At 67.5% G+C, this 25,365-nt stretch carries 26 protein-coding genes, 1 pseudogene and 1 riboswitch; of the genes and pseudogenes, 21 read left to right on the top strand and 6 right to left on the bottom strand.

Annotation, left to right across the window (positions count from 1 at the left end; translation table 11 throughout):
* Positions 1-80: 80 nt before the first annotated feature.
* The 15 genes from G579_RS0107340 to G579_RS0107270 all read left to right on the top strand — a co-directional run bounded on the left by G579_RS0107340 (position 81) and on the right by G579_RS0107270 (position 14,273).
* Positions 81-1,301 carry a type II secretion system F family protein gene (locus tag G579_RS0107340; RefSeq protein WP_028989665.1) on the top strand — a complete coding sequence of 407 codons (1,221 nt, stop codon included), beginning with the start codon at positions 81-83 and terminating at the stop codon, positions 1,299-1,301.
* Entirely contained in the window at positions 1,298-1,861 is a 564-nt protein-coding gene (locus G579_RS0107335; RefSeq protein ID WP_051181097.1) for a type II secretion system protein, read from the top strand. Before G579_RS0107340 ends, G579_RS0107335 begins: the two co-directional genes overlap by 4 nt.
* 191 nt (positions 1,862-2,052) lie before the next feature.
* Positions 2,053-2,478, top strand: coding sequence for a type II secretion system protein (locus tag G579_RS19645; protein ID WP_028989663.1), 426 nt, complete (start codon positions 2,053-2,055; stop codon positions 2,476-2,478).
* 68 nt (positions 2,479-2,546) lie between these two features.
* Positions 2,547-3,008, top strand: coding sequence for a type II secretion system protein (locus G579_RS19165; RefSeq protein ID WP_051181095.1), 462 nt, complete (start codon positions 2,547-2,549; stop codon positions 3,006-3,008).
* The gene (locus G579_RS0107320; protein WP_038018818.1) at positions 2,998-3,534 is read left to right on the top strand and encodes a type IV pilus modification PilV family protein; all 537 of its coding nucleotides are present in this window, start codon (positions 2,998-3,000) and stop codon (positions 3,532-3,534) included. The genes G579_RS19165 and G579_RS0107320 overlap by 11 nt, the downstream gene beginning before the upstream one ends.
* A gap of 8 nt (positions 3,535-3,542) precedes the next feature.
* Positions 3,543-4,442: a PilW family protein gene (locus tag G579_RS0107315; protein ID WP_028989661.1), complete on the top strand. Its 900-nt coding sequence runs from the start codon at positions 3,543-3,545 to the stop codon at positions 4,440-4,442.
* Positions 4,443-4,451: 9 nt separating this feature from the next.
* Positions 4,452-4,937: a pilus assembly PilX family protein gene (locus tag G579_RS0107310; RefSeq protein ID WP_211218684.1), complete on the top strand. Its 486-nt coding sequence runs from the start codon at positions 4,452-4,454 to the stop codon at positions 4,935-4,937.
* Entirely contained in the window at positions 4,934-7,549 is a 2,616-nt protein-coding gene (locus tag G579_RS0107305) for a DUF6701 domain-containing protein (RefSeq protein ID WP_028989659.1), read from the top strand. The genes G579_RS0107310 and G579_RS0107305 overlap by 4 nt, the downstream gene beginning before the upstream one ends.
* 72 nt (positions 7,550-7,621) lie before the next feature.
* Entirely contained in the window at positions 7,622-8,656 is a 1,035-nt protein-coding gene (gene pilM / locus G579_RS0107300; protein WP_162142983.1) for a pilus assembly protein PilM, read from the top strand.
* Complete coding sequence (locus tag G579_RS18220) at positions 8,653-9,372, top strand: hypothetical protein (protein WP_028989657.1); 720 nt, start codon at positions 8,653-8,655, stop codon at positions 9,370-9,372. Before pilM ends, G579_RS18220 begins: the two co-directional genes overlap by 4 nt.
* Positions 9,369-10,157 (top strand): hypothetical protein, encoded by a 789-nt coding sequence (locus G579_RS0107290; protein WP_028989656.1) that lies wholly within the window; start codon positions 9,369-9,371, stop codon positions 10,155-10,157. The genes G579_RS18220 and G579_RS0107290 overlap by 4 nt, the downstream gene beginning before the upstream one ends.
* Positions 10,154-10,528, top strand: a complete 375-nt coding sequence (locus G579_RS16455; protein ID WP_038018796.1) for a hypothetical protein — start codon at positions 10,154-10,156, stop codon at positions 10,526-10,528. The genes G579_RS0107290 and G579_RS16455 overlap by 4 nt, the downstream gene beginning before the upstream one ends.
* A complete protein-coding gene (gene mshL, locus G579_RS16450; RefSeq protein WP_051181088.1) occupies positions 10,525-12,327 on the top strand; it encodes a pilus (MSHA type) biogenesis protein MshL in 1,803 nt (600 codons plus the stop codon). The genes G579_RS16455 and mshL overlap by 4 nt, the downstream gene beginning before the upstream one ends.
* A complete protein-coding gene (locus G579_RS0107275) occupies positions 12,327-13,172 on the top strand; it encodes an ExeA family protein (RefSeq protein ID WP_028989655.1) in 846 nt (281 codons plus the stop codon). The genes mshL and G579_RS0107275 overlap by 1 nt, the downstream gene beginning before the upstream one ends.
* Positions 13,173-13,178: 6 nt before the next feature.
* On the top strand, positions 13,179-14,273 hold the full coding sequence (locus G579_RS0107270) for a tetratricopeptide repeat protein (RefSeq protein ID WP_028989654.1): 1,095 nt from the start codon (positions 13,179-13,181) through the stop codon (positions 14,271-14,273).
* A gap of 913 nt (positions 14,274-15,186) precedes the next feature.
* Here the strand turns inward: G579_RS0107270 and thiC are convergent.
* Positions 15,187-17,085, bottom strand: a complete 1,899-nt coding sequence (gene thiC / locus G579_RS0107265) for a phosphomethylpyrimidine synthase ThiC (RefSeq protein ID WP_028989653.1) — start codon at positions 17,083-17,085, stop codon at positions 15,187-15,189.
* A 60-nt stretch (positions 17,086-17,145) separates the two neighbouring features.
* Positions 17,146-17,247, bottom strand: a riboswitch (TPP riboswitch).
* Positions 17,248-17,420: 173 nt separating this feature from the next.
* On the opposite strand from thiC, the gene G579_RS0107260 reads away from it, so the two are divergent.
* From G579_RS0107260 to G579_RS0107240, 5 genes are all read left to right on the top strand, one after another.
* Positions 17,421-18,074 (top strand): protein-L-isoaspartate O-methyltransferase family protein, encoded by a 654-nt coding sequence (locus G579_RS0107260; protein ID WP_028989652.1) that lies wholly within the window; start codon positions 17,421-17,423, stop codon positions 18,072-18,074.
* Entirely contained in the window at positions 18,074-18,388 is a 315-nt protein-coding gene (locus tag G579_RS0107255) for a rhodanese-like domain-containing protein (RefSeq protein WP_028989651.1), read from the top strand. Before G579_RS0107260 ends, G579_RS0107255 begins: the two co-directional genes overlap by 1 nt.
* A gap of 1 nt (position 18,389) precedes the next feature.
* The gene (locus G579_RS0107250; protein WP_028989650.1) at positions 18,390-18,947 is read left to right on the top strand and encodes an isochorismatase family protein; all 558 of its coding nucleotides are present in this window, start codon (positions 18,390-18,392) and stop codon (positions 18,945-18,947) included.
* Positions 18,948-19,085: 138 nt separating this feature from the next.
* The gene (locus G579_RS0107245; RefSeq protein WP_028989649.1) at positions 19,086-19,727 is read left to right on the top strand and encodes a BON domain-containing protein; all 642 of its coding nucleotides are present in this window, start codon (positions 19,086-19,088) and stop codon (positions 19,725-19,727) included.
* A 302-nt stretch (positions 19,728-20,029) separates the two neighbouring features.
* Entirely contained in the window at positions 20,030-20,278 is a 249-nt protein-coding gene (locus G579_RS0107240) for a GlsB/YeaQ/YmgE family stress response membrane protein (protein ID WP_028989648.1), read from the top strand.
* Positions 20,279-20,350: 72 nt separating this feature from the next.
* On the opposite strand, the gene waaA is transcribed toward G579_RS0107240, so the two are convergent.
* From waaA to G579_RS0107215, 5 genes are read right to left on the bottom strand one after another with little or no spacing between them, the layout of a single operon-like run.
* The gene (gene waaA, locus G579_RS0107235) at positions 20,351-21,604 is read right to left on the bottom strand and encodes a lipid IV(A) 3-deoxy-D-manno-octulosonic acid transferase (protein ID WP_028989647.1); all 1,254 of its coding nucleotides are present in this window, start codon (positions 21,602-21,604) and stop codon (positions 20,351-20,353) included.
* 13 nt (positions 21,605-21,617) lie between these two features.
* Positions 21,618-22,304, bottom strand: a complete 687-nt coding sequence (locus G579_RS0107230) for a tyrosine-protein phosphatase (protein WP_028989646.1) — start codon at positions 22,302-22,304, stop codon at positions 21,618-21,620.
* 8 nt (positions 22,305-22,312) lie between these two features.
* Positions 22,313-23,359: a lipopolysaccharide heptosyltransferase I gene (gene waaC / locus G579_RS0107225; RefSeq protein ID WP_028989645.1), complete on the bottom strand. Its 1,047-nt coding sequence runs from the start codon at positions 23,357-23,359 to the stop codon at positions 22,313-22,315.
* Positions 23,356-24,114: a glycosyltransferase family 2 protein gene (locus G579_RS0107220; RefSeq protein ID WP_038018792.1), complete on the bottom strand. Its 759-nt coding sequence runs from the start codon at positions 24,112-24,114 to the stop codon at positions 23,356-23,358. Before G579_RS0107220 ends, waaC begins: the two co-directional genes overlap by 4 nt.
* Entirely contained in the window at positions 24,108-24,998 is an 891-nt protein-coding gene (locus tag G579_RS0107215) for an O-antigen ligase family protein (RefSeq protein ID WP_028989643.1), read from the bottom strand. The genes G579_RS0107220 and G579_RS0107215 overlap by 7 nt, the downstream gene beginning before the upstream one ends.
* 65 nt (positions 24,999-25,063) lie before the next feature.
* Between G579_RS0107215 and G579_RS0107210 the strand changes: the two are divergent.
* Positions 25,064-25,365, top strand: a pseudogene (locus G579_RS0107210) (ISL3 family transposase); the annotation flags it as partial.

The following is a 25,365-nucleotide window of genomic DNA, read 5'->3' as shown; positions in this document are numbered from 1 at the left end:
CGAAGCGCCGGGACGACTCCCTGGCGAAGCAGGTTTCTGCCTCGAACAGCGCGGCGACACATCAAACGGCATACGGATTCATGACCCAATTCCTCTACAAAGCCCGCACCCCCCGCGGCGAGCTGCTGAGCGGCCAAGTCGAGGCCAGCGGGCCGGCGGCGGTGGCCGCCTTCCTCGGCAACAACAGCCTGATTCCCATCGAGATCCGGGAGGCGCCGCCGCCCAGCACCCTGCAGCTCTGGTGGCAGCGCCTGCGCCTGCGCCGGGTGGCGCGCAAGGACATCATCATGTTCGCCCGGCAGCTGTACTCGCTCCTGCACGCGGGCGTGCCGCTGCTGTCCGCCATCGACAGCCTGCGCCAGACCTACGGCAGCGATAACCGCCTGGGCCTGATCCTGAATGAAGTGCGCAGCGATCTGGATGCCGGCCGCTCCCTGTCCGCCGCCCTGGCCCGCCATCCGGAGGCCTTCAGCGAACTCTTCGTCAGCCTGGTGGAGGTGGGCGAGAACACCGGCAACCTGGACGCCACCCTGCTCGCCCTGGCCGGCTATCTGGAGCGGGACGAGGACACGGCCAGCCGGGTGCGCCGTGCCCTGCGCTACCCGAGCTTCGTGCTGCTCGCCCTGGCCGTGGCGCTGGCCATCCTGAACTACTTCGTCATCCCGCAGTTCGCCAGGCTCTTCAAGAGCGCCCACGTGGAGCTCCCCGTCTTCACCCGGGTGCTCATCGCCGTCAGCGACTTCAGCGTCCATTACTGGTGGATGGTCCTGCTGGCCGGCGCCGGCCTGTGGTTCGGCGCCAGAGCCTTCCTGAACACGGAACGCGGGCGCCTGCGCTGGGACCGGCACAAGCTGCGCGCCCCCGTCTTCGGTTCCATCATCCTCAAAAGCGCCATGGCCCGCTTCGCCCGCACCCTGCAGCTCACCGGCCGCGCCGGCGTGCCCATCCTGCGCGGCATCGAGCTCATCGCCAAGGCCACCGACAATCGTTTCATCGCCGAGCGCCTGCAGGGCATGAAGATTGGCGTCGAACGCGGCGAATCCCTGACCCGCACCGCCCAGGCCACCCACCTCTTCCCGCCCCTGGTGCTGCAGATGATCGCCGTGGGCGAGGAGTCCGGCAGCATCGACGAGCTCATGGGCGAGGTGGCCGATTTCTACGAGCGGGAGACCGGCTACGAAATCGACGCCCTCTCGGCCCGCATCGAGCCGATCATGCTGGTGATCATGGGCGTGCTGGTGCTGGTGCTCGCCTTGGGCGTCTTCCTGCCCATGTGGGACATGGCCAGGGTGGTGCATTGAGCGCCAGGCCCAAGCCCGGGGCGGCGCGCCGGAGGCGGCCGCGGAACACGATCCCGGTCATCCATGCGGACGATCCTGCCAGCCGCGCTTCCATCGCATCCGCTCCAGCCCGGGGATTCACCCTCATCGAACTCCTGATCGCCATAGCCTGCGTCGGCCTGCTGGCGGCCGCGGCCCTGCCGCGTTTCGCGGACCTTCGCAAGGAGGCGCGCGTCGCCAAGCTGAACAGCGCCTTGGCCGCCGCCAAGGCCGCTGCCGGCTTGGCTCACCTCAAGGCCCTGAGTGCGGGTGGCGTGCCGGCCAGCGTCAACATGGAGGGCGTTGCCGTCACGCTGGCCCATCTCTATCCGACCGCCAATGCCCGCGGCATCGTGGCGACCGCCCGCATCAACACCGCCGAGGGCTTCACCACAGCGGGCGGGGGCAGCGGAGCGGGCGCCACGATCAGCATCCGCGTGACGGGAGGCAGCAATCCGGCCAACTGCCGCTTCACCTACCGGGCCCCTGCCGCCAGCGGCCAAGCACCTGTCTACGGCTCGCCGGTAATCACGGGTTGCTGACGCGCGAGCGGACCGGCGGCTGAAAAAATTGCGCGCATCCCTTGCGGCTGTGTCGGGGCCCGACTATGCTACTTTCGTCGGATGCTGCGCAGCCCCGGCTCTGGGGTCGGCATGCAAGTTGCTCATAACCAACAAATTTTCAAGAACAGCCAATAAAGCGTCACTTATCACAAAGGAGATGCACCGTGTCCATGCAGGCCAAAGAGCAGGGTTTCACCCTGATCGAACTGATCGTCGTCATCACCATCCTCGGCATCCTGGCCGCCTTTGCCGTACCCCGTTTCGTGGGCCTGCAGACCGAGGCGCGCGTCGCCTCGCTGAACGGCTTGGCGGGCAGCCTGCGCTCCGCCTCCGCCATGGTGCACGCCAAGGCGCTGGTCAACCCCACCGCCACCACCGTCAGCGTCGAAGGCGGCTCCGTCACCCTGACGGCCGCGAGCGGCTATGCCACCGCCGGGACCATCAGCCAAGCGCTGCAGGATCTGAGCGGCTTCACGGCCAACGTCTCCAGCAATACGGTGACCTTCGCGTCCGATTCCACCACCGGCACTTGCAACGTCACCTACAGCACGGCGACGACCCCGCCGGCTGTCGCCGTCAACAGCAGCGGCTGCTGACAAGTGGTCCCGCGGGGTGGGCAGGGCCCACCCCGCTGCTTCACCCATTGCCCGACCGCACCTTCCCCATGTTCCATCCCAGCACGGGACAAAGCCCGGGCTTCACCCTGGTGGAACTGATCACCGTGATCGCGCTCCTGGGCATCCTCGCCGCCTTCGCCCTCCCCCGCTTCTTCGGTGCCGGCACCTTCGCCGAGCGCAGCGCCCAAAGCGAGCTCATCGCCGCCGCCCGCCATGCCCAGCAGCTGGCCATGCTCAAGGGGACTGGACATGCGGTGCAATTGGAAGTGCAGAGCAGCCGTTACGGCATCCGCATGGACGGCAACTGGCTCACCCGGCCGGGCACCAATGAGCGCTATCCGGTCGATTTTCCGAACGGCGTCAGCGCCAGCAGCCTGTCCGTCAACTTTTTGACGATCGGCGATGCGATGGTGGCGGGGGTGAATCAGTCCGCCGCCGTCACGCTGACCGGCCGCGACGAGCAGCGCCGCGTCTGCATCGAGAGAACCGGCTATGCCCATGCCTGCTGACGCACTGCGCGCCGAGGCGGGCTTCACGCTCATCGAGCTCGTTGTTTTCATCGCCGTGATCGGCATCGCCATCGGCGGCGTGCTGCTCGCGGTGAACCAGGCCAGCAGCCGCTCCGCCGACCCGCTGATCCAGATCCGCGCCGCCGAACTCGGGCAGGCGTATCTGGACGAAATCCTGCCCAAGAAGTACGACCAGCACACCGGCAACGACGGCCAGACGCCCCGTTGCGGCTCCAGCGACCCCGGCAGCCAGCCCTGCTCCGCCACCCTCGGCCCGGAAAGCGGGGAAACCCGCGCCCGCTATGACGACGTGGATGACTACAACGGCCTGTCGGATGACCCGCCCCTGGATGCCGAGGGCAATGCCCGCCCCGGCTATGCCGGCTACCGCGCCGACGTGAGCGTGGCCTACGCGGGCAGCGAGCTGCCAAACCTCGGCAACGGTGACGCCAAGCGCATCACCGTGACCATCACCACGCCGCAGGGCGAATCCTTCGCCTTCGCGGCGTACCGGACGAACTTCTAGGAACGGGCATGACGCGGCCGCCCTCATCCAGGCCAGGATCGCCGCGCGGCAATGCGCAGCCGGCCGGCTTCACCCTGATCGAAGCGATCATCGCCATCGTCATCCTCGGCATCCTGGCCGCGGGCACCAGCGCCTTCATCGTGCACGGGGTGGAGGGCTACACGGACACGGCGCGGCGGGATCAGCTGGCGTCCATGGGCCGGCTCGCGGTGGAACGCATCAGCCGCGAGCTGCGCAACGCCCTGCCCAACAGCGTGCGGGTGAGCGGCAACTGCATCGAGTTCATGCCGCTGGCCACCGGCGCCCGCTATCAGGCGAACGCCGGCAGCTACGCCACCGGGGAAAGCATGCTGCCGCTGCCGGTCAGCGGCTTTACCGCGGCGGCGAGCAGCTTCGACGCCTTCGACCTGAGCTTCACGCCGGGCAGCGGCGCTTATTACGTGATCGTCTATCCCGTGGGCCCGGGCGTGGCCGGCGTCGGCAACGGCGATCCCTACGCGGGCGCGAATCCAGGCGCGCGCGCGGCGCTCGCCGGCACCACCGGCGCCGGCCGCCCGGCCAACGTCACCCGGGTCGAGCTGAGCGGCACATTCCAGTTCGCCCGCCAGTCCCCGGCTCAGCGCTTCTTCATCGCGCAGGACCCGGTGAGCTTCTGCGTGCTGGGCAATGGGGAGCTGCGGCGCTACAGCGGCTACGGCATCCAGGCCACCCAACCCAGCCCGCCCGCCGGCGGCGACCTGCTGGCCGAAAGCGTGCAACTGAGCGATGGCGGCAATCCGGTGACGCCTTTCCGCTACACGCCGGGCAGCCTGAACCGCAATGGCCTGGCGGCCCTGGACCTGCGCTTCATGCAGGGCGGCGAGTGGATACGGCTGCGGCACGAAGTGCAGATCCGGAACACCCCTTGATGGTGGCCCATGACAAAGCATAAGTCCTGCCATGTCGATGCACGCCCGGTTCAGCATGTGGACCACAGTCGTCCATCGGCCCCTTCGCGCGAAAGCGGCTTCTCGCTGCCGGTCGCCATCTTCATTCTCGTGGTGCTGGCCCTGCTGGGCGCGGCCATGACCCGGCTCATCGCCACCGGCAGCCAGTCGGTGGCTTACGAGGTCTTGTCCACCCGAGCCTTCTACGCCGCCGAAAGCGGGGCGCAGTGGGGCATGAGCCGGCTCTTTCCGCCGAATGGCGGGGGCGGCAGCTGCGCGGCGGCGGGCGGCACCCTGAGCTTCAATCAGGCGGGCCTCGGCGGCTGCAGCGCCACGGTGAGCTGTCTCGGCCCCGCGGCGGTGACGGCCAGCGGCGGCAGCTCGCAGAAGCATTTCAGGCTCATCAGCACGGGCACCTGCGGCACCGGCGCCGACAGCGCCACCCGCAAGATCGAAGTCGGAGCGGTGGCGCCATGAGCAGGGGCCGCGCCTTCGCATACGGCTGCCTGGTGCTGCTGGCACTGCTCGGCGCTTCCGCCGCCCGGGCGGACATCGTTCTCCAGGGCTATCAGCACATCGGCGATACGGCCTCGGCAGCCTATACCCCGCGCGACCCGGTGCAGCGCAGCGAGATGCGCGCCTATCCGAGTCGTTTCCATTTGAGCGGCAACGCCCGCATCACGGCCGTGCGCCTGGAGAATCTGGTGCGGGAGCGCAGCAGCGAAAGCGCCAAGCTCTGGGTCTACATCGACGGCACCCTGAGAGGTATGATCGAGGGCAACACCAGCGTCATTCCGCTGTACGCTCCCTTGAATCTCGACGCGGGCATCCACACCATCGCCGTGGACGGCGCCTGCCTGAGCAGGGAAAACAAGCCGGAAGACTGCAAGAACGGCGGCCAGCAAAGCGAGAACGACATCGGCTTTTCCGCCATCACGCTCGTCAGCCCGGACAACAGCACGAGCATCAACCTGAACCAGCGCCGGCACGTGGGCGACAGCGACGACGACAGCGATTGGTACCACGACCACGACGCTGCCAACCAGTCGTGGTATCCCGATGCCACCGAGGGCAACACCCTGTCGATTCCCTTTACCCTGCAGCAGAGCGCCACGCTGGACCAGATCCAGTTTTACGGCGTCCGTGATGTGGACTACGAGAGGTGCATTCTCTTTTTCTGCTGGGGACCCGTGTCAGCGGATGTGTTCGTCGACGGCATCCGGATCGGCAAGCTGGCCGATGGAAACATCACGTTCACGACGAATATCGCACTCGCGCCTGGCACGCACACCTTGGCGGTGGCATCCAACGCGATTTCTTCATCCGACAACGACGACGTCTCCTGGGACGACCTCATCCTGACTTTTACGCCAAATGCGACACCGCCGCTCACGCCCGGTGCTTTCAACGCCTTCGAAGACAGCCTGCCCGGCAATGCGATCACCGGCGACATCGGCACCCAGATCGCCGGCCTGGGCTTTCCCTTGCGCCTGGTTGCGCTGAACATCGCCAAAACTGGACTCAATACCGCCTTCAGCGGCGATGTGAAGGTGGAAATCCTGGGCAGCAACACCGCTCCGCCCCTGGATGCCAACAACTGTCCCATCGGCGCCACTCTTCTGTATGACACCACCGCCACCTTTCCCACCGGCCGCGGTTACGTGACAGCCAGTTTTCCCGCCGTTCCGGAAGCCTGGCGCCATGCCAGGGTCCGCATCAGCTACCCGGCGACGGGCACGCCGACGCTGGTATCCTGCTCCGGCGACGACTTCGCCATCCGCCCAGACCACTTTGCCGTGACAGCCATGCACCAGGACTGGGAAAATGCAGGCAACGCCGAGAGCCTGAACAGCACGGCCACTTCCGGCCTGCCCAAGCACAAGGCCGGGCGGCCTTTCGCCCTTTTCGCGGAAGCCCGCAATGCGCTCGACGGCAAAACCGCGAACTATGCCGGCTCCACGCCCTTGGTGAATGCAAGCAACATCAGCCTGCTCACGCCCGCGGGCGGCGTGCTGGGTGCTTTCGACGCCGGCAACTGGACCACCGTGACCGGCGTGGCGCAAACACTCAACGCCACTTACAGCGACGTGGGCGCGATTCGCCTGGCCGTCGGCGCCATCACGGACAGCACCTTTGCCCAGACCGACGCCAACGACACCAACCCCGTGAGCGATGCGGCCAGACGCACCATTTTCTCGGCGAATCCGCTCGACATCGGCCGCTTCGTCCCCGACCACTTCGCCATCAGCGCCGGCAGCATCCAGAACCGCACCGACGCCGCCACCCTCGCCGGTTGCGCCAACCCTTTCAGCTATCTCGACGAGCAATTCGACGCGCTGTTCACCATCACCGCGCAGAACGCCGGCAACGGCACCACGCAAAACTACGCGGGCGCCCTGGCGCACCTGCCCTTCGCCGTGGACAACGGCAACCCGGCCGACGGCGAATGGGGCTTCGGCACCAGCAGCGCCGCCCTGGCCAGCCGGGTCAAGCACCTCGGCATCCAGGGTACGTTCAGCGGCGGCGTGGCCGCTGTCCGCAGCAGTCTGCGCATGCTGCGCGCCGGCAGCGCGCCCGGCTACACGCCCGATGGCCCCTTTCCCAACACCCCGATCACGGCCAACCCGCTGGATATGGATGGCGTCGGCGTGGCGGCGGTGACATCGATCGCCAGCACCAATCTCTACTTCGGCCGCCTGGCCGCCGACAACGCCTACGGTTCGGAGCTCGCGCCCCTGCCCATGTGGGCGCGCACCCAGTACTGGGACAGCGCCAGCAACGCCTGGCGGGACATGGCCGGCGACACCTGCACCCTGTTTGCCATCGCGCCGCCTGCGGAAACCGCGCTCGGCCAAAGCAGCGCCAACGACGGCCGCGGCTATTGGAGCAGTCTCGACTACAGCAGCGGCAACGGCCGGCTCCATCCGCCCGGCGGCTGGCTGCTCTGGTACACCGGCGCCGGCCCGGGCGGCACCTTCCCGATTGCCTTCGCCGGCCACAGCTATCTGCTCGGCCAGCCGGGCATCGCCTCCTTCGGCCGCTTTCAGGGCAACAAGCGCGTCATTTATTGGCGGGAAGTCTTCAACTAGTCTATTCTTAGTGAGGTCCGGCTTTGGTCGGATCTCGGCAGCACGTGGGTTTGAGCGATTCCGGCGATGAACTTGGATTTTTTGAAGATTGATCTGCGCAGACTGCTGCGCAAGCCCATGGGCGGATCGCTGCTGGCCTTGGACCTGCGTCCAACCCAGATGTGCCTGTGCCAAGTGGACAAGCAGGGCCGGCCCGTGCTGCTGGAGCGCCTGCCGCTCAGCAAGGACCAGCAGGTCTCCCGCGAAGCGCTGGCGGCGCTGCTGGACCGCGTGGTGCGGGAACGCCATCTGGCCGGCACTCCCTGCGTGATGGTGCTGCATCGTCCGGACTACGCCCTCCTCCTCACCGAGGCGCCCCAGGTGCCGGAAGCCGAGATCCAGTCAGCACTGCGTTGGAAAATCGGCGATCTCATCGACTTCCCCGTGAACGAGGCCATCCTGGACTACTTCGAGCTGCCGCCCCTGCAGGCCGGCGAGGCGCGCCAGCTCTACGTGGTCGCGGCCCGCGAGAGCGTCATCCAGGAGCGGGTGGATCTGCTGCGCGGCGCGGGCCTGGAGCCGGCCTACATCGACATCGCCGAAAAAGCGCAGCGCAACCTGGCCGCGCGCCTGCCGGAAGACGAGCAGGGCGTGGCCGTGGTGGAGATCGGCGAAACGGAATCCCTGCTAACCATCACCCGCCGGGGTGATTTGCTCTTCAGCCGCACCCTGCCCTTCGGTCTGGATACGGCGCTGGAGCAGGTGATGCAGCAGACGGAGCTGTCCGCCGACATGGCGCGCAGCTACCTGGCGGGCCAGGGCCTGCTGGACGACAACAGCGAAGATCCGCCCGCCGCCCAGCTCGCCCTGCGCTTCGCCACGGAACGCCTGGCCTTGGAGCTGCAGCGCTCCCTCGACTACTACGACAGTCGCTTCCGGCGCGGTGCAGTGCGCAATCTCTACCTGATTTTCGACGGGCTCTACGTCCCCGGTCTGGCGGCCTATCTGGGCACGCTCACCGGCACCGTGTGCCGGGACTTCCCGGCCGTCGAAAGGCCTGCGCACGGCGCCACCCCATCCGGCTGCCTGCTGAGCTACGGCGCCGCGTTGCGGGAGCTGCTGGCATGAGCGAGGTCATCGTCCTGCGCCCGCTGGCCGGGCTGAAGCTGCGCCAGCACATCAATCTCTACACCGACAACTTCGTTCCCAAGCCGGTCATCTTCTCGGCTCGCTTCATGCTGCTCTATGCCGTGGGATTGATCCTGGTGCTGAGCGTCTTCGTCGTGCTGCTGAAGCGCACCGAGGCCCGCACCCAGACAGTCCTGCTGCGGGCGCAGACCTCCCTGGCCCAGGACAAGGCGCAGCTCACCGCCCTGGAGGCGCGCATGGGCGCCGGCCGGCGCGCCAGCCTGGAAGCGGAGATCGCCCGCCTGGAAGGACAGGTCCAGGACCGCCGCGCCATCCTGCAGCTGCTGGACACCCGCCTCCAGCGGGATCAGGTCAGCCCAGCCCGCACCTTGGCCGCCCTGGCGGGCGCCCACCGCCAGGGGATCTGGCTGACGCGCATCCACACGGCCCGCGGCGTGCAGGAAATCATCCTGGAGGGCGGCGCCCTGTCGGCGGATCGACTGCCGGGCTACATCGAGGCGCTGAATGCCCAATCCCCCTTCCGGCAGGCCCGCTTCCGCGCCTTCAGCGCCAACGAACCGGCGGTTCCCGCCGCAGATGGCGGACCAATGCCGGGCGTCGGCCCGTCCTATCTGCATTTCCGCCTGGCCAGCGGCGTGGCCGCGGAGCAGCCGGCGCCACAGATGCCGTCCGCAGGCACGGGTAGCCGCCCATGAAGCAGTTGCGGGCCCTGGAAGCCTTCCTGAACGGCGCCTCCGAGCGCGAACGCCTGCTCATCCTGGCGGCGTTGACCGCGGCCCTGCTGCTGGGCGGCTATCACTTCGCCATCGACCCCATCCAGCGGCACATCAAGCAGCTCGGTGCCCAAGTCCAGGAGACCCAGGCGCAACAGGCGCTGGTCGCCGCGGAAATGCAGGCCCTCTTGAGCAACGACCCGGACGACCAGCGCTCGCCCCTGCGCCAGCGCCTGGAGCACGCCCGCGCGGCGCTGGCCGACGTCAACGCCCAATTGCAGGCCAGCGGCAAGCAGTTCCTGGACGACCGGGAGCTGGCGCGCTGGCTGGCGCAACTGCTGGAAACGCGCAAGGACATCCGGGTGATCGGCATCGACAGCCTGCCCGCCGAGCAGGTCTACCCCGCCCCCCAAGGCAATGCCGCGACGCCGAGCGGCCCCGCCCTGTACCGCAAGGGCGTGGAGCTGCGTTTCCTCGGCAACTATGCCGCGGCCTACCGCTATTTCCAGCGCCTGGAGCAATCTCCCTGGCCGCTGGAGTGGGGCAGCCTGGATTATCAGTCGAAGGCCTACCCCCAGGGCGAAGTCCGGGTGGTGGCCTACACCTACATCCTGGGGCCGGACGTGGCGGCCGGGGCCGGCGTTGCGCAATCGCCGGGCGACGGCGGGGCTGCGCTGGGCACGCTGGACCGCAGGCTCGACCCCGGCTTCGCCAGCGCCCGCCGTGATGCGGCCGGGGCACCGATCCAGGTGGCGGGGGCACCATGAGAAACTGGCTCGTCCTGGCGCTGGCCGGGCTCTTTAGCGCGCCCGCCTGGGCCGACACCCTGCCGACCGACCCGACGCGCCCGCCCGCAGCTCGGCCAGCGGTCCCGGCCGCGCAGGCCGTACCCGCCCCACTGCAGCTCAGCAGCACGCTCCTGGGAGGGCAGCGGCCCGTAGCCATCATCAATGGCCGAAGCTACACCGTCGGGGACGCGGTCAATGGCCTGCGCATCCGCGCCGTCGGCCCCGGCTGGGTGCGCCTGCAGGGTCCCAATGACGCCCTGACCCTGCAAGTGCCGGCTTTCCAGTACCGGCCTCAATTGACGCAACACAAGAAGCCCAACAACCGATTGCATTCCGGCGAAGCCCCATGACTCATACCCGCATCCTGCCCGCCTGCCTGGGCGGCCTTACCCTGCTTCTGAGCGGCTGCCAGAGCCTGCCCCAATCCCCGAACCGGGACATGGTGCGCGAGGCGTTGGCTCCCGCCGCGCCCACCCAGTCCGCCGCGCCCGTGCCGGCGGAGGTGGACCGGGCCCTGCTGCCGCCGCTGAGCAGCCTCGCCCCCGCCGCGCCCGCGCCGCGCAAGGGCTTCCCGCGCTTCAACCTGGTGATGCAGGATGCGCCGGCGGAGCAGGTCTTCATGGGGCTGGCCTACGGCACCGACTACAGCATCGTGGTGTCGCCGGAGGTCAAGGGCACATTGACCCTGAACCTGCGCCGGGTGACCCTGCCCGAAGCCCTGGAAAGCATCCGCTCGGCCTACGGCTATGAGTACGAGGTGCAGGGCAAGCGCGTCATCATCAAGCCGGCGCAGCTGGAGACGCGCATCTTTCAGGTCAACTACCTGGACATCAAGCGGCGCGGCATCTCCGACCTGTCGGTGAACGCCAACGACGTCAGCACCAGCCGCCTGAGCACGCCGGGCACCGGCGCCTATCCCGGCGGCATGACGGCCATGCCCACGCCCATCGCCGGGGCGGCACCGGGCACCCTGTCCGGCGCCGCCCTGACCGCCAGCCGCGCCCTGCAAGCCAGCCGCGTCAATACCAGCTCGGAAACGGACTTCTGGAAAGGACTGCGGGACTCGCTGGATGCCGTCGTGGGCAACAAGGACGGGCGGCAGGTCATTCTGAGCCCCCAGTCGGGCGTGGTGGTGGTGCGCGCCATGCCGCAGGAGCTGCGCGACGTGGGCCGGCTGCTGCAGGCCATCCAGGGCAGCATCGAGCGCCAGGTGATCCTGGAAGCCAAGATCCTGGAGGTCCAGCTCAACAAGGGCTTCCAGGCGGGCATCAACTGGAATGCCATGGGCAATATCGGCAACAACGCGATCACCGGCAACCAGGTGGGCGGGCCGGGGCTCTTCGCCGGCAGCGACGGCACCGCCCCCACTGCCAACAACCCCGGCAACATCGGCGGCACCCTGCCGAGCCTGAACAATGTTCAGGCCTTCGGCGGCGTCTTCAACCTGGTGATCAGGAACGGCGCCGACTTCAGCGCCATGATCGAGGCCCTGTCGCGCCAGGGTCAGGTCCACGTGCTGTCGAGCCCGCGCATCGCCACCGTCAACAACCAGAAAGCGGTGATCAAGGTGGGCACGGACCGGCTCTTCGTCACCGACATCGATACCACCTCCACCGCCACCAGCGCCATCGGCAGCACCGTGACCACCCAGCCCACGCCCAAGCTGAGCCCCCTGTTCTCGGGCATCTCGCTGGACGTCACGCCGAGCATCGACAAGGACGGCTTCATCACCCTGCACGTCCACCCGGCCATCACCAACATCACCGAGGCCAACCGCAGCTTCACCATCAACAACGCCAATTACAACCTGCCCCTGGCCGCCTCGGACGTGCGCGAGGTGGACAGCATCGTGCGTGCCCGCAACGGCCAGATCGTGGTGATCGGCGGCCTGATGACCGAAGACCAGCGCGAAAACCTGGCCTATACCCCGTTGCTGGGCGACATTCCCTTCATCGGCGCCGCCTTCCGCCATACCAAGCAGTCGAAGCTCAAGCGCGAACTGGTGATCCTCTTGCGCCCGGTAGTGGTGGACGACGCCAGCGTGTGGGAGGAGGACATCCGCGCCACCCGCGCGCGCTTCGAGGACAGCGATCCCGGCTTCCACCTGGGCGGCTTCCCCAAGACCTTCGGCGTGGCGGGCGAGCGCTGATGTATCTGGAGTTTTACGGCCTGCGGGAATTTCCCTTCGGCCTGACGCCGGACACCGGATTTTTCTTCGCCGACGAGAGCCGGCGCGGGGCGCTGGAGACCCTGCGCTTCGCCCTGGAAACGGGCGAGGGCTTCATCAAGATCAGCGGCGAGGTCGGCACCGGCAAGACCACCCTGTGCCGCTACTTCCTCCAGGACCTCGGCCCCGAGTACATCAGCGCCTACATCCTCAACCCGCAACTGGAGCCGCGGGAGCTGCTGCAAGCCGTGGCGCAGGAACTGTCCCTCAAGCTGGACCAGCGCCTGGGCAGCCACCGCGCCCTGCAAGCCATCAACACGGCCCTGCTCCAGCACGCCGAGGCCGGGCACCGGGTGCTGCTTCTCATCGACGAGGCTCAGGCCCTGCCCACCGAGTCCCTGGAAGCGGTGCGCCTGCTGTCCAACCTGGAAACGGAAAAGCGCAAGCTCCTGCAAATCATCCTCTTCGGCCAGCCGGAACTGGACACCAGGCTGGACCAGCCCGAGATCCGCCAGCTCAAGCAGCGCATCGCCTTCAGCTACGCCCTGCGGCCCATGACCCTGGCCGAGACCGCCGCCTACATCGAGCACCGCCTGCGCCTGGCCGGCTACCGCGGCGGCAACCTGCTGCAGCCCGGCGCCCTCAAGCTGCTCCACCGTGCCAGCCGCGGCATCCCGCGCCTGATCAACCTGTTGAGCCACAAGGCCCTGCTCGCCGCCTACGGGCGCGGCCTGCGCCAGGTGAGCCGCCGCGAGCTGCTGCAGGCCCTGAACGACACGCCCCAGGCCCACGCCGTCGGCTTCTGGCGGCGCCTCACCGCATTCTGAGTGCCCATGAGCCTGATCAACGACGTTCTCAAGGACCTGGACCGCCGCAATGCCCCGCAGGGCGGGCCGCTGCCCGCCGGCCTGCCGCCCCAGGCATCGCTCCCCCGGACTCGTTCCGGCAAGAAATTCGCTCTGGCCGGACTGCTGGCACTGGTCGTCGGCTCGGCCGGCGTGTGGCTCTGGCAGGGATCGAGGCCCACACCCCATCCCATGCCGGCGCCCGCACAGGCGATCCGGTCGCCCACGGCCCAGGCGCCCGTCGCCAGCAATCCCGAGCCGGCACCGGTGCCAATGGACCAAGCGGCGACTGTTACCCCAGTGGCCGCCGACCCGAAACCGGCAAAAGTCGCCCGCACAAGGCCTGCGGCCACGCCTGCCCCACGCCCCCGCCCCTCCGCCGCACAGCCGCACGCCGCTCCCCGGCCGCTGGCGGCCGCGGAAGCCAAGCCGCTGCGGCAGAGCGGGCCGATCCCGGTGGACGTCGAGCGCCCGTCGGAAACTTCCCACGACCGGGCTCGGCAGGCTTACGCCAGCGCCATGGACAAGCTGGCGGTGGATCCGGCGGGCGCCCGCCAGGAACTGGAAAGCGCCCTGGCGCTCGACCCGGACTTTACCAGTGCTCGCAGCCAGCTGGCCCTGTTCCTGTGGCGCGAGGGCCAGGGCGATGACGCCATCCGCCTGCTGCGCCAGGGCCGGCAACTGCAGCCGCAGAACGCCGAGCTGAGCATCCTCCTGGCACGCCTGCTGGCGGAAACCCAGCAGGAACGGGAGGCCCTGCGCATCCTGACGACATTGAGCCCGGCCCCCGCCGCCAACCCCGCCTATCACGGCCTGCTCGGCGCCGTGGCCCGCCAGCAGGGCCAACTGGCGCTGGCGGCCAGCGCCTACGAAAAAGCCCTGCGCCTGGCGCCCGGCAACGTGCAGTGGCAGATGGGCCTGGGCCTGACCCTGGCCGACCTGGATCGCCCCGGTGAGGCCCGGGAACTGCTGCAAGCGGCACTGCACCGCCTGCCCCCCGACAGTGGCGTGGCCGCCTTCCTGCGCCAGCGCCTGGCGCAACTGTCGCAAACCGAAAAATCCGAAGCAGCAGCGCCCCGCTAGCAGCGGGATGTGCCGGGAGAAGCTGTTCGCGGGATGCTGAGCGGGTGCCGGTGAGGACGTGCAGGAGCGAGCTGGCTCGCGATCGACGGGAGCGGCCACCACCGAATCGCGGGCAAGCCCGCTCCTACGGCCGGCGGCAGCACGATCCCAGGGCGGTGATCGGGCGTTCGCCGTGCCGCCCCCTCACCCTGCCCTCTCCCGCAAGGAGAGGGTGCCGGGGCGTGGGCATGGCCTGCCCCAAAGTGCAGATGGTAGGTTGGGCTGAGTGCAGCGAAGCCCAATAGATTTGGGGTTTTTGCCGTTCCACCCCCTTGTCGCGCCGGGGCGGCGGGGAAGCAGCGCACGGCGGTCTGAGCGCAGCGCGTGCCACGCGCGCTCGCCGGCGCGGGGCGGGACTACGGGAGGCGCTTTTGCCGCTCCCGTTGGTCGCTTTCGCTGCGCTCACGAAACTCCCGCAGGTCGTTTTGCCGCTCCCGTTGGTCGCTTTCGCTGCGCTCACGAAACGGGCATTGCCCGTTTCGTGAGGCGCCGCAGGCGCCGACAGCGCAGCGGTAAACTTCGCTGTGCTCGTTTTACCGTTCGTTGCGATCTCTCTCGGCTACGCCTCGCGAAGCTGCGCTTTCTTTGCTTCCTTTGAACGCGCAAAAGAAACCAGGTTGCCGCCGGGCGGCCTCCGGTGTCTAACCCACTCGCGGACGCAGCCCGCTCCTTAGATTAACCCATGTTGGGCTTCGCGGCGCGCAGCCGGCCTACCGGATCGCGGGCAAGCCCGCTCCTACCATCCCGGCAACGCATGGGTCTCCAGGTCAAGACGGATGGGAGACCCGGCTTGCGAAGGCAGTCCATTCCAAACCTGGCTCCAACAAAAAAGCGGGCGCCCGCAAAGCGCCCGCCCTAAGCCAAGAGAACACCGCTACACCTTCCGGTAAATCTCCGCCCCCGCCTGCACGAACTCCACCGCTTTCACCTCCATGCCCTTTTGGAGGGCCTCCTCGGCCGCCACCCCCAGGCTGTCCGCGTAGTCGCGCACGTCCTGGGTGATCTTCATGGAGCAGAAGTGGGGGCCGCACATGGAGCAGAAGTGGGCGACCTTGGCGCCCTCCTGGGGCAGGGTCTCGTCGTGGTAGGCGCGCGCCCGCTCCGGGTCGAGGCCCAGGTTGAACTGATCCTCCCAGCGGAACTCGAAGCGCGCCTTGGACAAGGCGTTGTCGCGGATCTGCGCGCCGGGATGGCCCTTGGCCAGGTCGGCCGCGTGGGCGGCGATCTTGTAAGTGATCACCCCTTCCTTGACGTCATCCTTGTTGGGCAGGCCCAGGTGCTCCTTGGGCGTGACGTAGCACAGCATGGCGCAGCCGAACCAGCCGATCATGGCAGCGCCGATGCCGCTGGTGAAGTGGTCGTAGCCGGGCGCGATGTCGGTGGTGAGCGGCCCCAGGGTGTAGAAGGGCGCCTCGTGGCAGACTTCCAGCTGCTTGGTCATGTTCTCGTGGATCATGTGCATGGGCACGTGGCCGGGGCCTTCGATCATGACCTGCACGTCGTGCTGCCAGGCGATCTTGGTGAGCTCGCCCAGGGTTTCCAGCTCGCCGAACTGGGCCTCGTCGTTGGCATCGGCCACGCTGCCGGGCCGCAAGCCGTCGCCGAGGCTGAAGGACACGTCGTAGGCCTTCATGATCTCGCAGATTTCGGCGAAATGGGTATAGAGGAAATTCTCCTGGTGATGGGCCAGGCACCACTTGGCCATGATGGAGCCGCCGCGCGAAACGATGCCGGTGACGCGCTTGGCGGTCAGCGGCACGTAGCGCAGCAGCACGCCGGCATGGATGGTGAAGTAGTCCACGCCCTGCTCCGCCTGCTCGATCAGCGTGTCGCGGAAGATCTCCCAGGTGAGGTCCTCGGCCTTGCCGCCCACCTTTTCCAGCGCCTGGTAGATGGGCACGGTGCCGATGGGCACGGGCGAGTTGCGGATGATCCACTCGCGGGTCTCGTGGATGTTCTTGCCGGTGGACAGATCCATGACCGTGTCCGCGCCCCAGCGGATGGCCCAGACCAGCTTTTCCACCTCCTCCTCGATGCTGGAGGTGACGGCGGAGTTGCCGATGTTGGCATTGATCTTCACCAGGAAGTTGCGCCCGATGATCATGGGCTCCAGCTCGGGGTGATTGATGTTGGCGGGTATGATGGCGCGCCCGCGGGCGATCTCGTCGCGCACGAACTCGGGGGTGATGACCTTCGGGATGCTGGCGCCCCAGCTCTGGCCCGGGTGCTGCTTCAAGAGCGCCGGCGCCAGCTCGGCCAGGGCTTCGCGGCGCTGGTTCTCGCGGATGGCCACGAACTCCATTTCCGGGGTGATGATGCCCTGGCGGGCATAGTGCATCTGGGTGACGTTGCCGCCCGCCCTGGCCCGCCGGACGCGATGGGCGCGGCTCAGGCGCAGGGCGTCCAGGGTCGGGTCGTGCAGGCGCTGACGGCCGTAGGCGGAACTGATCTCCGCCAACTCCTCCGTGTCGTCGCGCGCCGCGATCCAGCTCGCGCGCACCGGCGCCAAGCCCTCGCGCACGTCGATCCGGGCTTCGGGATCGGTGTAGGGGCCGCTGGCGTCATAGACCACCACCGGCGGATTGGGCTCGTCCGCGCCCGTGGCGCCGTGGCCGACGCGGGTCGGGGTCTGGCTGATCTCGCGCATGGGCACGCGGATCTCGGGGTGGAGGCTGCCAGGGACGTAGATCTTGCGCGAGGCCGGCAACGGCCCGGTGGTGATGGCGTGGAGCCTGGCTTCGTCGACTTTGAGATGTTGCGGATTCGTGGCCACGGCGGCCTCCTTGGTGAAGGGCTCGGGATCGCGAGCGGAGGCAAGCCGACAGGCCCAAAGAGCGGCGTGCGACCGTTTCCCTCCGCCGGCATGACCCGGATCAGGTTCAAAGGGTTAGCGCATGGCGCCTCTCAGCCCCGAGGGGCTCCCCCAACGTCAGCTAAACGGTACTCAAGGCGCCCATGACTGTCAACAAAATCCAGGGGTGGCACGGGGGTGCGCATTGACTTTTGGGCGGGACGAATGCTTAATTTCAAGGATTTCAACATGGGGGATGCTGGCCCGAGCAGCACATCCTGAGCTTCATCCCGTCAATCATTTTCAGAGAAGGTGCCATGGATTTTGAGCTTGCCCGCCGCAACATGATCGAGTCCCAGATCCGGACCTGGGAAGTGCTGAACAACGATGTGCTGGAGACCATCGCCCGGGTCAAGCGCGAGGAGTTCGTGCCGGCCGCCTATCGCAAAATGGCTTTCGCGGATTTTCAGATCCCCCTGGGCAACGGCGAGGTGATGTGGACGCCCAAGCTGGAGGCGCGCATCCTGCAGGAGCTCGACTTGCGCCCCGCCGACAAGGTACTGGAGGTGGGCACCGGCAGCGGCTATTTCACCGCCCTGCTGGCCAGCCTGGCCGGACACGTGTTCTCCGTCGATGATGTCGCCGAGTTCAGCCAGTCCGCCAAGGCCAAACTGGCGGCCCACGGCATCGACAATGTCACCCTGGAGACCGGCGATGCCGCCCGCGGCTGGGATTTCCATGCCGCCTACGACGCCATCGTCATCACCGGCTCCATGCCGCGGCTGCCCGCCGCCTTCCGGGAGGCGCTCGCCATCAACGGCCGGCTGATCGCCATCATCGGCGAGTCGCCGGTGATGAACGCCAAGCGCGTCACGCGCGTAGCGGAGCACGCCTTCGAGGAAGAGGATCTCTTCGAGACGGACGTCCCCGCCCTGCGCAACGTCGAAGAAGAGCGGGCCTTCGTCTTCTGATGCAGCACATCCGCCCGGCGCAACTGCGGGAGCGGCTCCAGGAGGCGGACGTTCCCTTCCTGCTGGACGTGCGCGAGCCCTGGGAACACCAGTTGGCCGCCATTCCCGGCAGCCGGCTCATCCCCATGGGCCAGATCCCGGCCCGGCTGGAGGAAATCCCGCGCGAACGCGAGGTGGTGGTGTACTGCCATCACGGCGTGCGCAGCATGCAGGTCGCCTATTATCTGGCGCATCACGGCTTCCAGGTGACCAACCTGCATGGCGGCATCGATGCCTGGTCGCTCGAAGCGGACCCCGGCACCCCGCGCTACTGACATGGCCGCTCCCCTGCTCGCCCGCGCCGACGATTCCCTGCTTCTGCTCGTCGACCTGCAGGACAAGCTGCTCGCCGGCATCGTGCGCGACACGCGCCAGAGCTTGCTGCAGCACGCCGGCATCCTGGCGCAGGCGGCCCGGCTCCTGGATGTCCCCGTGCTCGGCACCGAGCAGTACCCCGAGGGCCTGGGCACCACCGCCGCCGCCCTGCGCGCGCACCTGCCCACCGCCCCCGTAGCCAAGACCCGCTTTTCCTGCTGCGGCGTGGAGGCGGTGGACCAAGCCTTCGCCGCCGAGCAGCGGCGCTGCGTCGTCATTGCCGGCGTCGAGGCGCACATCTGCGTGCTGCAGACCGCTCTCCATCTGTTAGAGCAGGGCTACGCGCCCTTCGTGGTCGAGGATGCGGTCGCTTCCCGCAGCCCGGCGCACAAGCGCAACGCCCTGGCCCGCCTGCGCCAGGCCGGGGTCATCGTCAGCAACCTGGAATCCGTTCTCTTCGAGTGGCTGGGCGACGCCCGCCATCCCGCCTTTAAGGCTGTCTCCGCCCTCATCCGCTGATCCGCGCGCCAGCGGTCGCTTGCATCCATCGTCCCATACCCGAAGGCGGCGACTGCCGCCAGAATGAACCGGGTGCTGAGAATGATGCCTAAGACATCACCCATCTTGCACATCCACACAACGGGAAAGGAGCAAGCCATGGTCAAGAGACGCAACCAGGATCCCTCACGGCCGGAGCCGACCACGCCCGAGGCGCCGAACGCCGTGGTCGGCGGCCACCTGCCGCGCGACGAAAACTACCTGCCCGAGGATGAGGACTACCTGCCGGACGACGAGCCCCTGCCCGGCGACAGCTGGCTGGAGGCCCAGGGCGAGCGCGACGAAACGGGCCGCCGCATGCCGCTGCCATCCGAGGACACGGGCGACCTGCTGGAGGACCCGCCCTCCGGCACCACGGACAATTACCTGGCCGCCGCCGAAGAGGGTCTGTCCTACGAGCCGCCCGAGACCCCGGTGCCCGATGCCCATTTCGACGAGCGCGAGGATCAGGACGAAGGCGTCATCCTGGCGGAAACCGAAGGGCTGGAGCGCGAGGACATGCTGCCCGCGCCTGACGAGGCCCGGGCGCAGAGCGAGGATCTGCTGCGCGATGTGCTCGATGCGGTCCGCGCCGCTGGCGAATTCGACGAGGAGCAGCTCGACATTTCGGTAGTCGACGACATTGTCACGGTGCGCGGCGAGGTCCACTCCCTGGAAGCGCTCGACAGCCTGCTGCAAAGCATCGAGGCCGTCCCAGGCGTTTCCGAGGTGATCGACGAAGTCTACGTAGTGGGTGATTAGGCGCCATTTGATGAGCAGCGGATGCGGCTTTCAGGCCATGCGCGGCCGGGCGACACGGCGCGTCGACTCCAGCCAGCGCCGCACGAGAGCCACAGACGCAATGCTGAGCAGTGTCGGGATGCCGACCTGCGGGCGATGGGGCAGCCGGCCGTATCAGCCCTATGGCCGGTTTCGTGAACTCCAGTTCCACAAACCCATTCCAAGGCATAGAGCGGTTTTGGCGGCCGAGGGGCCATGCCGCGACGCACGGCAGTCACGCGGTTTCGAACTGAGACGAGCTTCTCTAGAAAAGGAGGTGACTGATGGGCATTCTTGGATGGATTATCTTCGGTTTGATCGTCGGCGCACTGGCCAAGTGGATCATGCCCGGCCGTGACCCCGGCGGCATCTTCATTACCATACTGCTGGGCATTGCCGGCGCGCTGATTGGCGGCTTCATTGCCAGCGCCCTGGGTCTGGGCTCGGCCAACAGCTTTACCATAGGCAGCATGGTCATCGCCATCCTCGGCGCGTTGCTGCTGCTCTTCATCTACCGCAAGATGCGCGCCTGACCCGCCCGCGGGTTCGGGCTCCCGGCCGGCCGAGCGTCCCTGTGGACGCTCGGCCTTTTTCATGCTGTGGAGCTAGTCCGGGGCGAGCGGCAGGAGCCGCAGGGTCCAGGCCAGGGCGCCGCGATTCTCGTCCACCACCTGCAGCCCCCGCGCGCCGACCGCCTCCGCCTCGCCCGGCTGGGCGAGCCAGCGGGCCAACTGGCTTTCCAGCGCCGCGGCGTCCATGCTCTGCGCACCCGCGCCGGCGGCCAGCACCTTGGCGCTGATCTCGCGGAAATTGTGCATGTGCGGTCCGAAGCTCACCGGCTTGCCCAGGGCCGCCGCCTCCAGCACGTTGTGGCCGCCCACCGGCACGAAGCTGCCGCCCACCGTGACCACGTCCGCCGCTCCGTAGAGATCGGACAGCTCGCCCAAGGTGTCGCCCAGCAGCACGGCATCACCGGGTCCCGGCACCTCCCGGCGGCTGTGGCGCACGAAAGGCAGTGCCTGCGCCCGGAGCAGCTCGGCCACGCCGTCGAAGCGCTGCGGATGGCGCGGCACCAGCACCAGCAGGAGATCCGGGAAGCACCGGCGCAGCCGGGCCAGCACTTCGAGGGCCAATTCTTCTTCCCCGGCGTGGGTGGAGCCGAAGACCCAGACCGGCCGCGCGCCCCACTGCCGGCGCAGGGCGCGGCCGCGGATGAAGTGCTCGCGCTGGTCCGGCAGATCGAACTTGAGATTGCCGGTGACGTAGACGTGCTCGGCGCCCAGAGCGCGGTAACGCTCGGCATCGGCCTCACTCTGGGCAGCGATGAGGCTCAATTGCCGCAGGGCCGGGCCGATCAGGCGAATGAAGCGTCGATAGCCGCGGGTGGAGCGGTCGGACAGGCGGGCATTGGCCAGGGCCATGGGCACGCCTTGGCGGGCGGCGTAGTGGTACAGGTTGGGCCAGACCTCGGTTTCCATGACGATGCCGAGCGCCGGCCGGGTGCGCCGCAGAAAGCGCCGCACCGCGCCCGGCAGGTCGTAGGGCGCGTAAACGTGCTGCACGGCATCGCCCAGGCGCGCCGCCACCACCTCCGCCCCCGTGGGCGTCACTGTGGTCATCAGCACTTGGTGATGCGGATAGCGCTCGCGCAGGGCGCGCACCAGCGGCACCGCCGCCAGTGCCTCGCCCACGCTCACCGCGTGCACCCAGATCAGCGGGCCCGGCTGGCGCGGCACGAAGCCGAAGCGCTGCCACCAGCGGTCGCGATAGCGGCGGTCCAGCAGCGCGCGGCCGGCGAGATAGACGAGCAGGAAGGGACTGGCCAGGCGCAGGAGCCAGGCGTAGGTGATGCGGTTCACGGGCGCACGCCGCTCACTCCCGGCGCAGCAGCTTGTCGGTGACCCAGTTCAGGCTGTACCAGGGCCGGAAGGCGCGCAGCAGGGCCTCGCGCTCGTAGGCCGTGTTGACCCAGGTCAGGAAATCGGTGCCCGGATGCCGCGCCGCATAGGCGAGATAGCTTTGGAAGAAGAAGTCCAGGATGCCGGTGTTGGCGTGCTTGATGTGGCCGAAGGGCAAGAGGCGCAGCTGGCGTCGGGCCTCTTCCAGCGGCACGCCCTCGCGCAGATGCAGGTACAGCACGCTCAGGAAGCCGGCGCGGTCGGCGCCGGACTTGCAATGGAACAGCACCGGATATTCCAGCCGCTCGAAGAGCGCCGGCAGCTTGTTGAGGTCCTCGCGGGTGGGCAGATCGCGGGAGCCGAAGCCATGGACCGACTCCAGATGCACGCCCAAGGCATCGCAGACCTCCGCCTCCAGGCGCACGTGGGCCTCGTGCCAGCCGCTGCCGCGGATGTTGAGCACGGTCCGGATGCCGTGGCGGCGTTGCCAGCGGCGGAGCTGGCGCGGCGAGGGCTGGGCCGAGCGGAAGGCGCGCGGCGAAACACGGTGGAAGTTGGCGTAGAACAGGCTGCGGAAGATGCCGTGGTCCACGAAAAAGACCCGCAAGTGAGCGCGCAGGCGCTCGGCGGGTGTCATCAAAGGCAAGGGATTGCTGGGCATGATGAAACTCAATCTAGCAGCAGACGGTTGAGGGCATCGAGGACCTCCTGGGGCTGCAGAGCCGCCTGACAGGGGATCAGGCCCTCGGCGGTGGCCGGCAGCGGGCAGCGGCGCCGCAGGCAGGGAGCGCACTCGAGGGTGCTGGCCAACTGCTCCTGGCCGGGACCGCGCACGCCGGTGCGCGCGGGGTCCGTGGGCCCGTAGAGGGAAACGCCCGGCACCCCGAGAGCCGCGGCCAGATGGGCCAAACCCGTGTCCACTCCCACATAGCCTTCGGCGCGCACCAGCAGGCGCGCCAGGCGACCGAGCGGCAGGCGCGGCAGGACCATGGCGCTGGCGGGATTGGCGGCCTGGATGCGCAGGGCGCGCTCGCGCTCGGCGGCATTGCCCCAGGGCAGCAGCAAACGCAATCCTTGCAGGGTGCAGATCTTGGCGAGCTGATGCCAGTAGATCTCCGGCCAGTGCTTGGTGTCCCAGGTCGTGCCGTGCAGGCCGACCAGAAAGGGCCGCTGCACGAAGGGCGCCAATTCCTCCAGCGGCTCGGCCAACGCCCGACCGCGGAAGGCATCCAAGCCGTAGTCCAGGGGCAAGCCCTCCAGCGCGTAATCGAAGGCCTGGGCCAGCAGTTGGCGGTTGCGCTCGATGGCGTGCTGCTCCCAGGACACCGGGAAGGCGTCGTGATAGAGGCGGCCGGCCAGGGGCTCGCGCGCGCTGCGGGCATCGAGCCCACCCACGCGCGCGCCGGCCAGGCGCGCCAGCACCGCGCTCTTGATCAGTCCCTGGGCGTCGATCACGCGCCCGTAGCGCGCCGCCCGCAGCCGCCGGCGCAACCGCGCCAATTCAGCCGGCGCCCGCCACCAGCTTTTCTTGAGCTGCCGCAGGCCGATTGGAATGACCTGCTCCACCGCCGGGTGCCAGCCGGGCATCTCGGCAAAGGCCGGCTCCACCAGCCAGTCCACCCGCACGGCGGGCAGGCGCCGGTGCAAGTCCGTCAAGGCGGGCAGGAGATGAATCACGTCGCCCAGGGAGGACAGCTTCACGACCAGCAGCTTCATCGGGAATTGCGCTCCTGCATTTCCAAGGCTTTGGCGTATTTCATGAAAGAGCCCAGGGCGGTGGTCAGGGCGATGCCGGCGCCTTCCGAGCCGTCCAGGAAGCCCAGGCGCAACACGTAGCCCTTGAAAAAGGCGGCCATGGCATGGGCCAGCGGCTCGTGCGGGCGCACCTGGCGGCCGCGGGCCACCAGCTTGGCGGCATTGAGGTCGGAATACTGATCGAGCTTGGCCAGCATGGCCTTGTAGTTTTCAAAGGAATAATGGGCCAGCGGCGCATGCAGATCGGCCACCGGGCCGGCCGTTTCCCAGCGCTCGTGCACCGCATCGGCGCTGAAGCGGCCCTGGCGCCGGTCCACCAGGCGCAGCACCCGGTCCCGCCCCCAGTCGCCGAAGCGGATGGGCTTGCCATGGAAGAAGTTGCGCCGCGGCAACCGGAAGCCGGCCGGCAGGCGCTCCTTCGCCAGCGCCGCCCGGATGGCGGGCACGGCTTCCGGCAGCAGCACTTCGTCCGCGTCCAGCACCAGGACCCAGTCATGCCGCGCCTGCTCCACCGCGAACTGCTTCTGCGGCCCGAAGCCCGGCCACTCGCGCTGGAAGATGCGCGCGCCGAAGTCTTGCGCGATATTCAGCGTCTCGTCCGTGCTGCCCGAGTCCACCAGCACCAGATCCGCCGCCAGCGCCTTGGCGCTGGCCAGGCTCTGGCGCAGGCAACGGGCGGCGTTGCGGGTGATGTAGACGACGGAGAGTGCTAGCACTGCTCTGACTTGGCTGTCGCGTATTTACTGCTGAGCATCAATCCCAACAATACAGCAAACCACCCCAGCAATAGCTGACGACCTACCACATCAGTGCTCGAAACACCATTCACTATAACCGCGAGAGCCATACCAGCCAAAGCATTTTTATAGACGCTGTGCCGAGCCATCACATAAATTCTATGCACTGCCCACAGCATGATCACGAGCAGCAGGACACCACCTTGTAGGAGCAAGAGCAGAAGCAGATTGTGCGGCTGGTTAAACTCCAGCATGCTTTCCGGCAAGCCCCCTTGCTCTACCAATGCCGACAAGCGCAGGGAAAAGCCATCGAATCCAACCCCGAAGATCCAGCTCGCCATGTTTTCATTCAGTAATCCAAGGCTGATCTCCCACATTTTTAGCCTCTGACCGACAGACGTGCTGAAGTTGCCGCTTTGGAAACTCACCACATCCTGATAAGCAGAAAGGAATCTTGCAAAGATGTAATCATAAGAGGCAAAAAGGAGAAGCACGCAAAAGCCTATCATCATGAGCAAGCCGCGCTTGTGCACTTGGGCGAATTCGCGCCAGTGCAACGCAATCAGCAGCAGGAGCGCTGGAATGAGAGCGAGCAAGGGTCCGCGTGACCCGGAAGCGACAGATCCAGCCAAAGCGACCAAGGCAAAGCCCAAGAAATATTTTTGACCATTCCTGAAATAAAAGGCCAAAAACGCCAAAGCAGCAAACATCAAGAGCTGACCATTCAGCAGCGGATCCACTATTTTGGTCGGATAGAAGCCACCTCTGAAACTCTCAATATTACCCGCGGACGCATTGAACAACTGAAAGCCGTGATAAGTTGACAAAAGCACATCTGCCAGCACACCCACAGCGGTTCCCATCAAAAAAAATGCCTCTTTTCAATTTCGAGTGGGTAAGCTGGACCTGAGCAGGTACGGGATCGGGTATGACTGACAAGCTGTTTGAGGCTGCCTTGGGGGTCTCTCCGCCGTGGCAGGTGACGGGCGCGGACTTCGATTTGGCGGCCAAGACGCTCACCATCCGGGTGGACTTCATTGCCGGCAGCCGCTTCGCGCTGGCTGGCGTGGAGGGCCAGCATCCGGTTCACGACACCGTCGCCAAGCGTTACCGGCACCTGAACTTCTTCCAGCACGAGTGCTTCCTGGAAGTGCGTGTCCCCCGGGTAAAGCTGCCCGATGGCAGCGTCCGCCAGGTCGATCCGCCGTGGGCCGGCAAGCTCTCGGGCTT

It is taken from the genome of Thermithiobacillus tepidarius DSM 3134 (assembly GCF_000423825.1).
GTDB lineage: Bacteria > Pseudomonadota > Gammaproteobacteria > Acidithiobacillales > Thermithiobacillaceae > Thermithiobacillus > Thermithiobacillus tepidarius.
The sequence above is the reverse complement of the archived record's forward strand: the minus strand, read 5'-3'. Positions and strand labels throughout refer to the sequence as shown.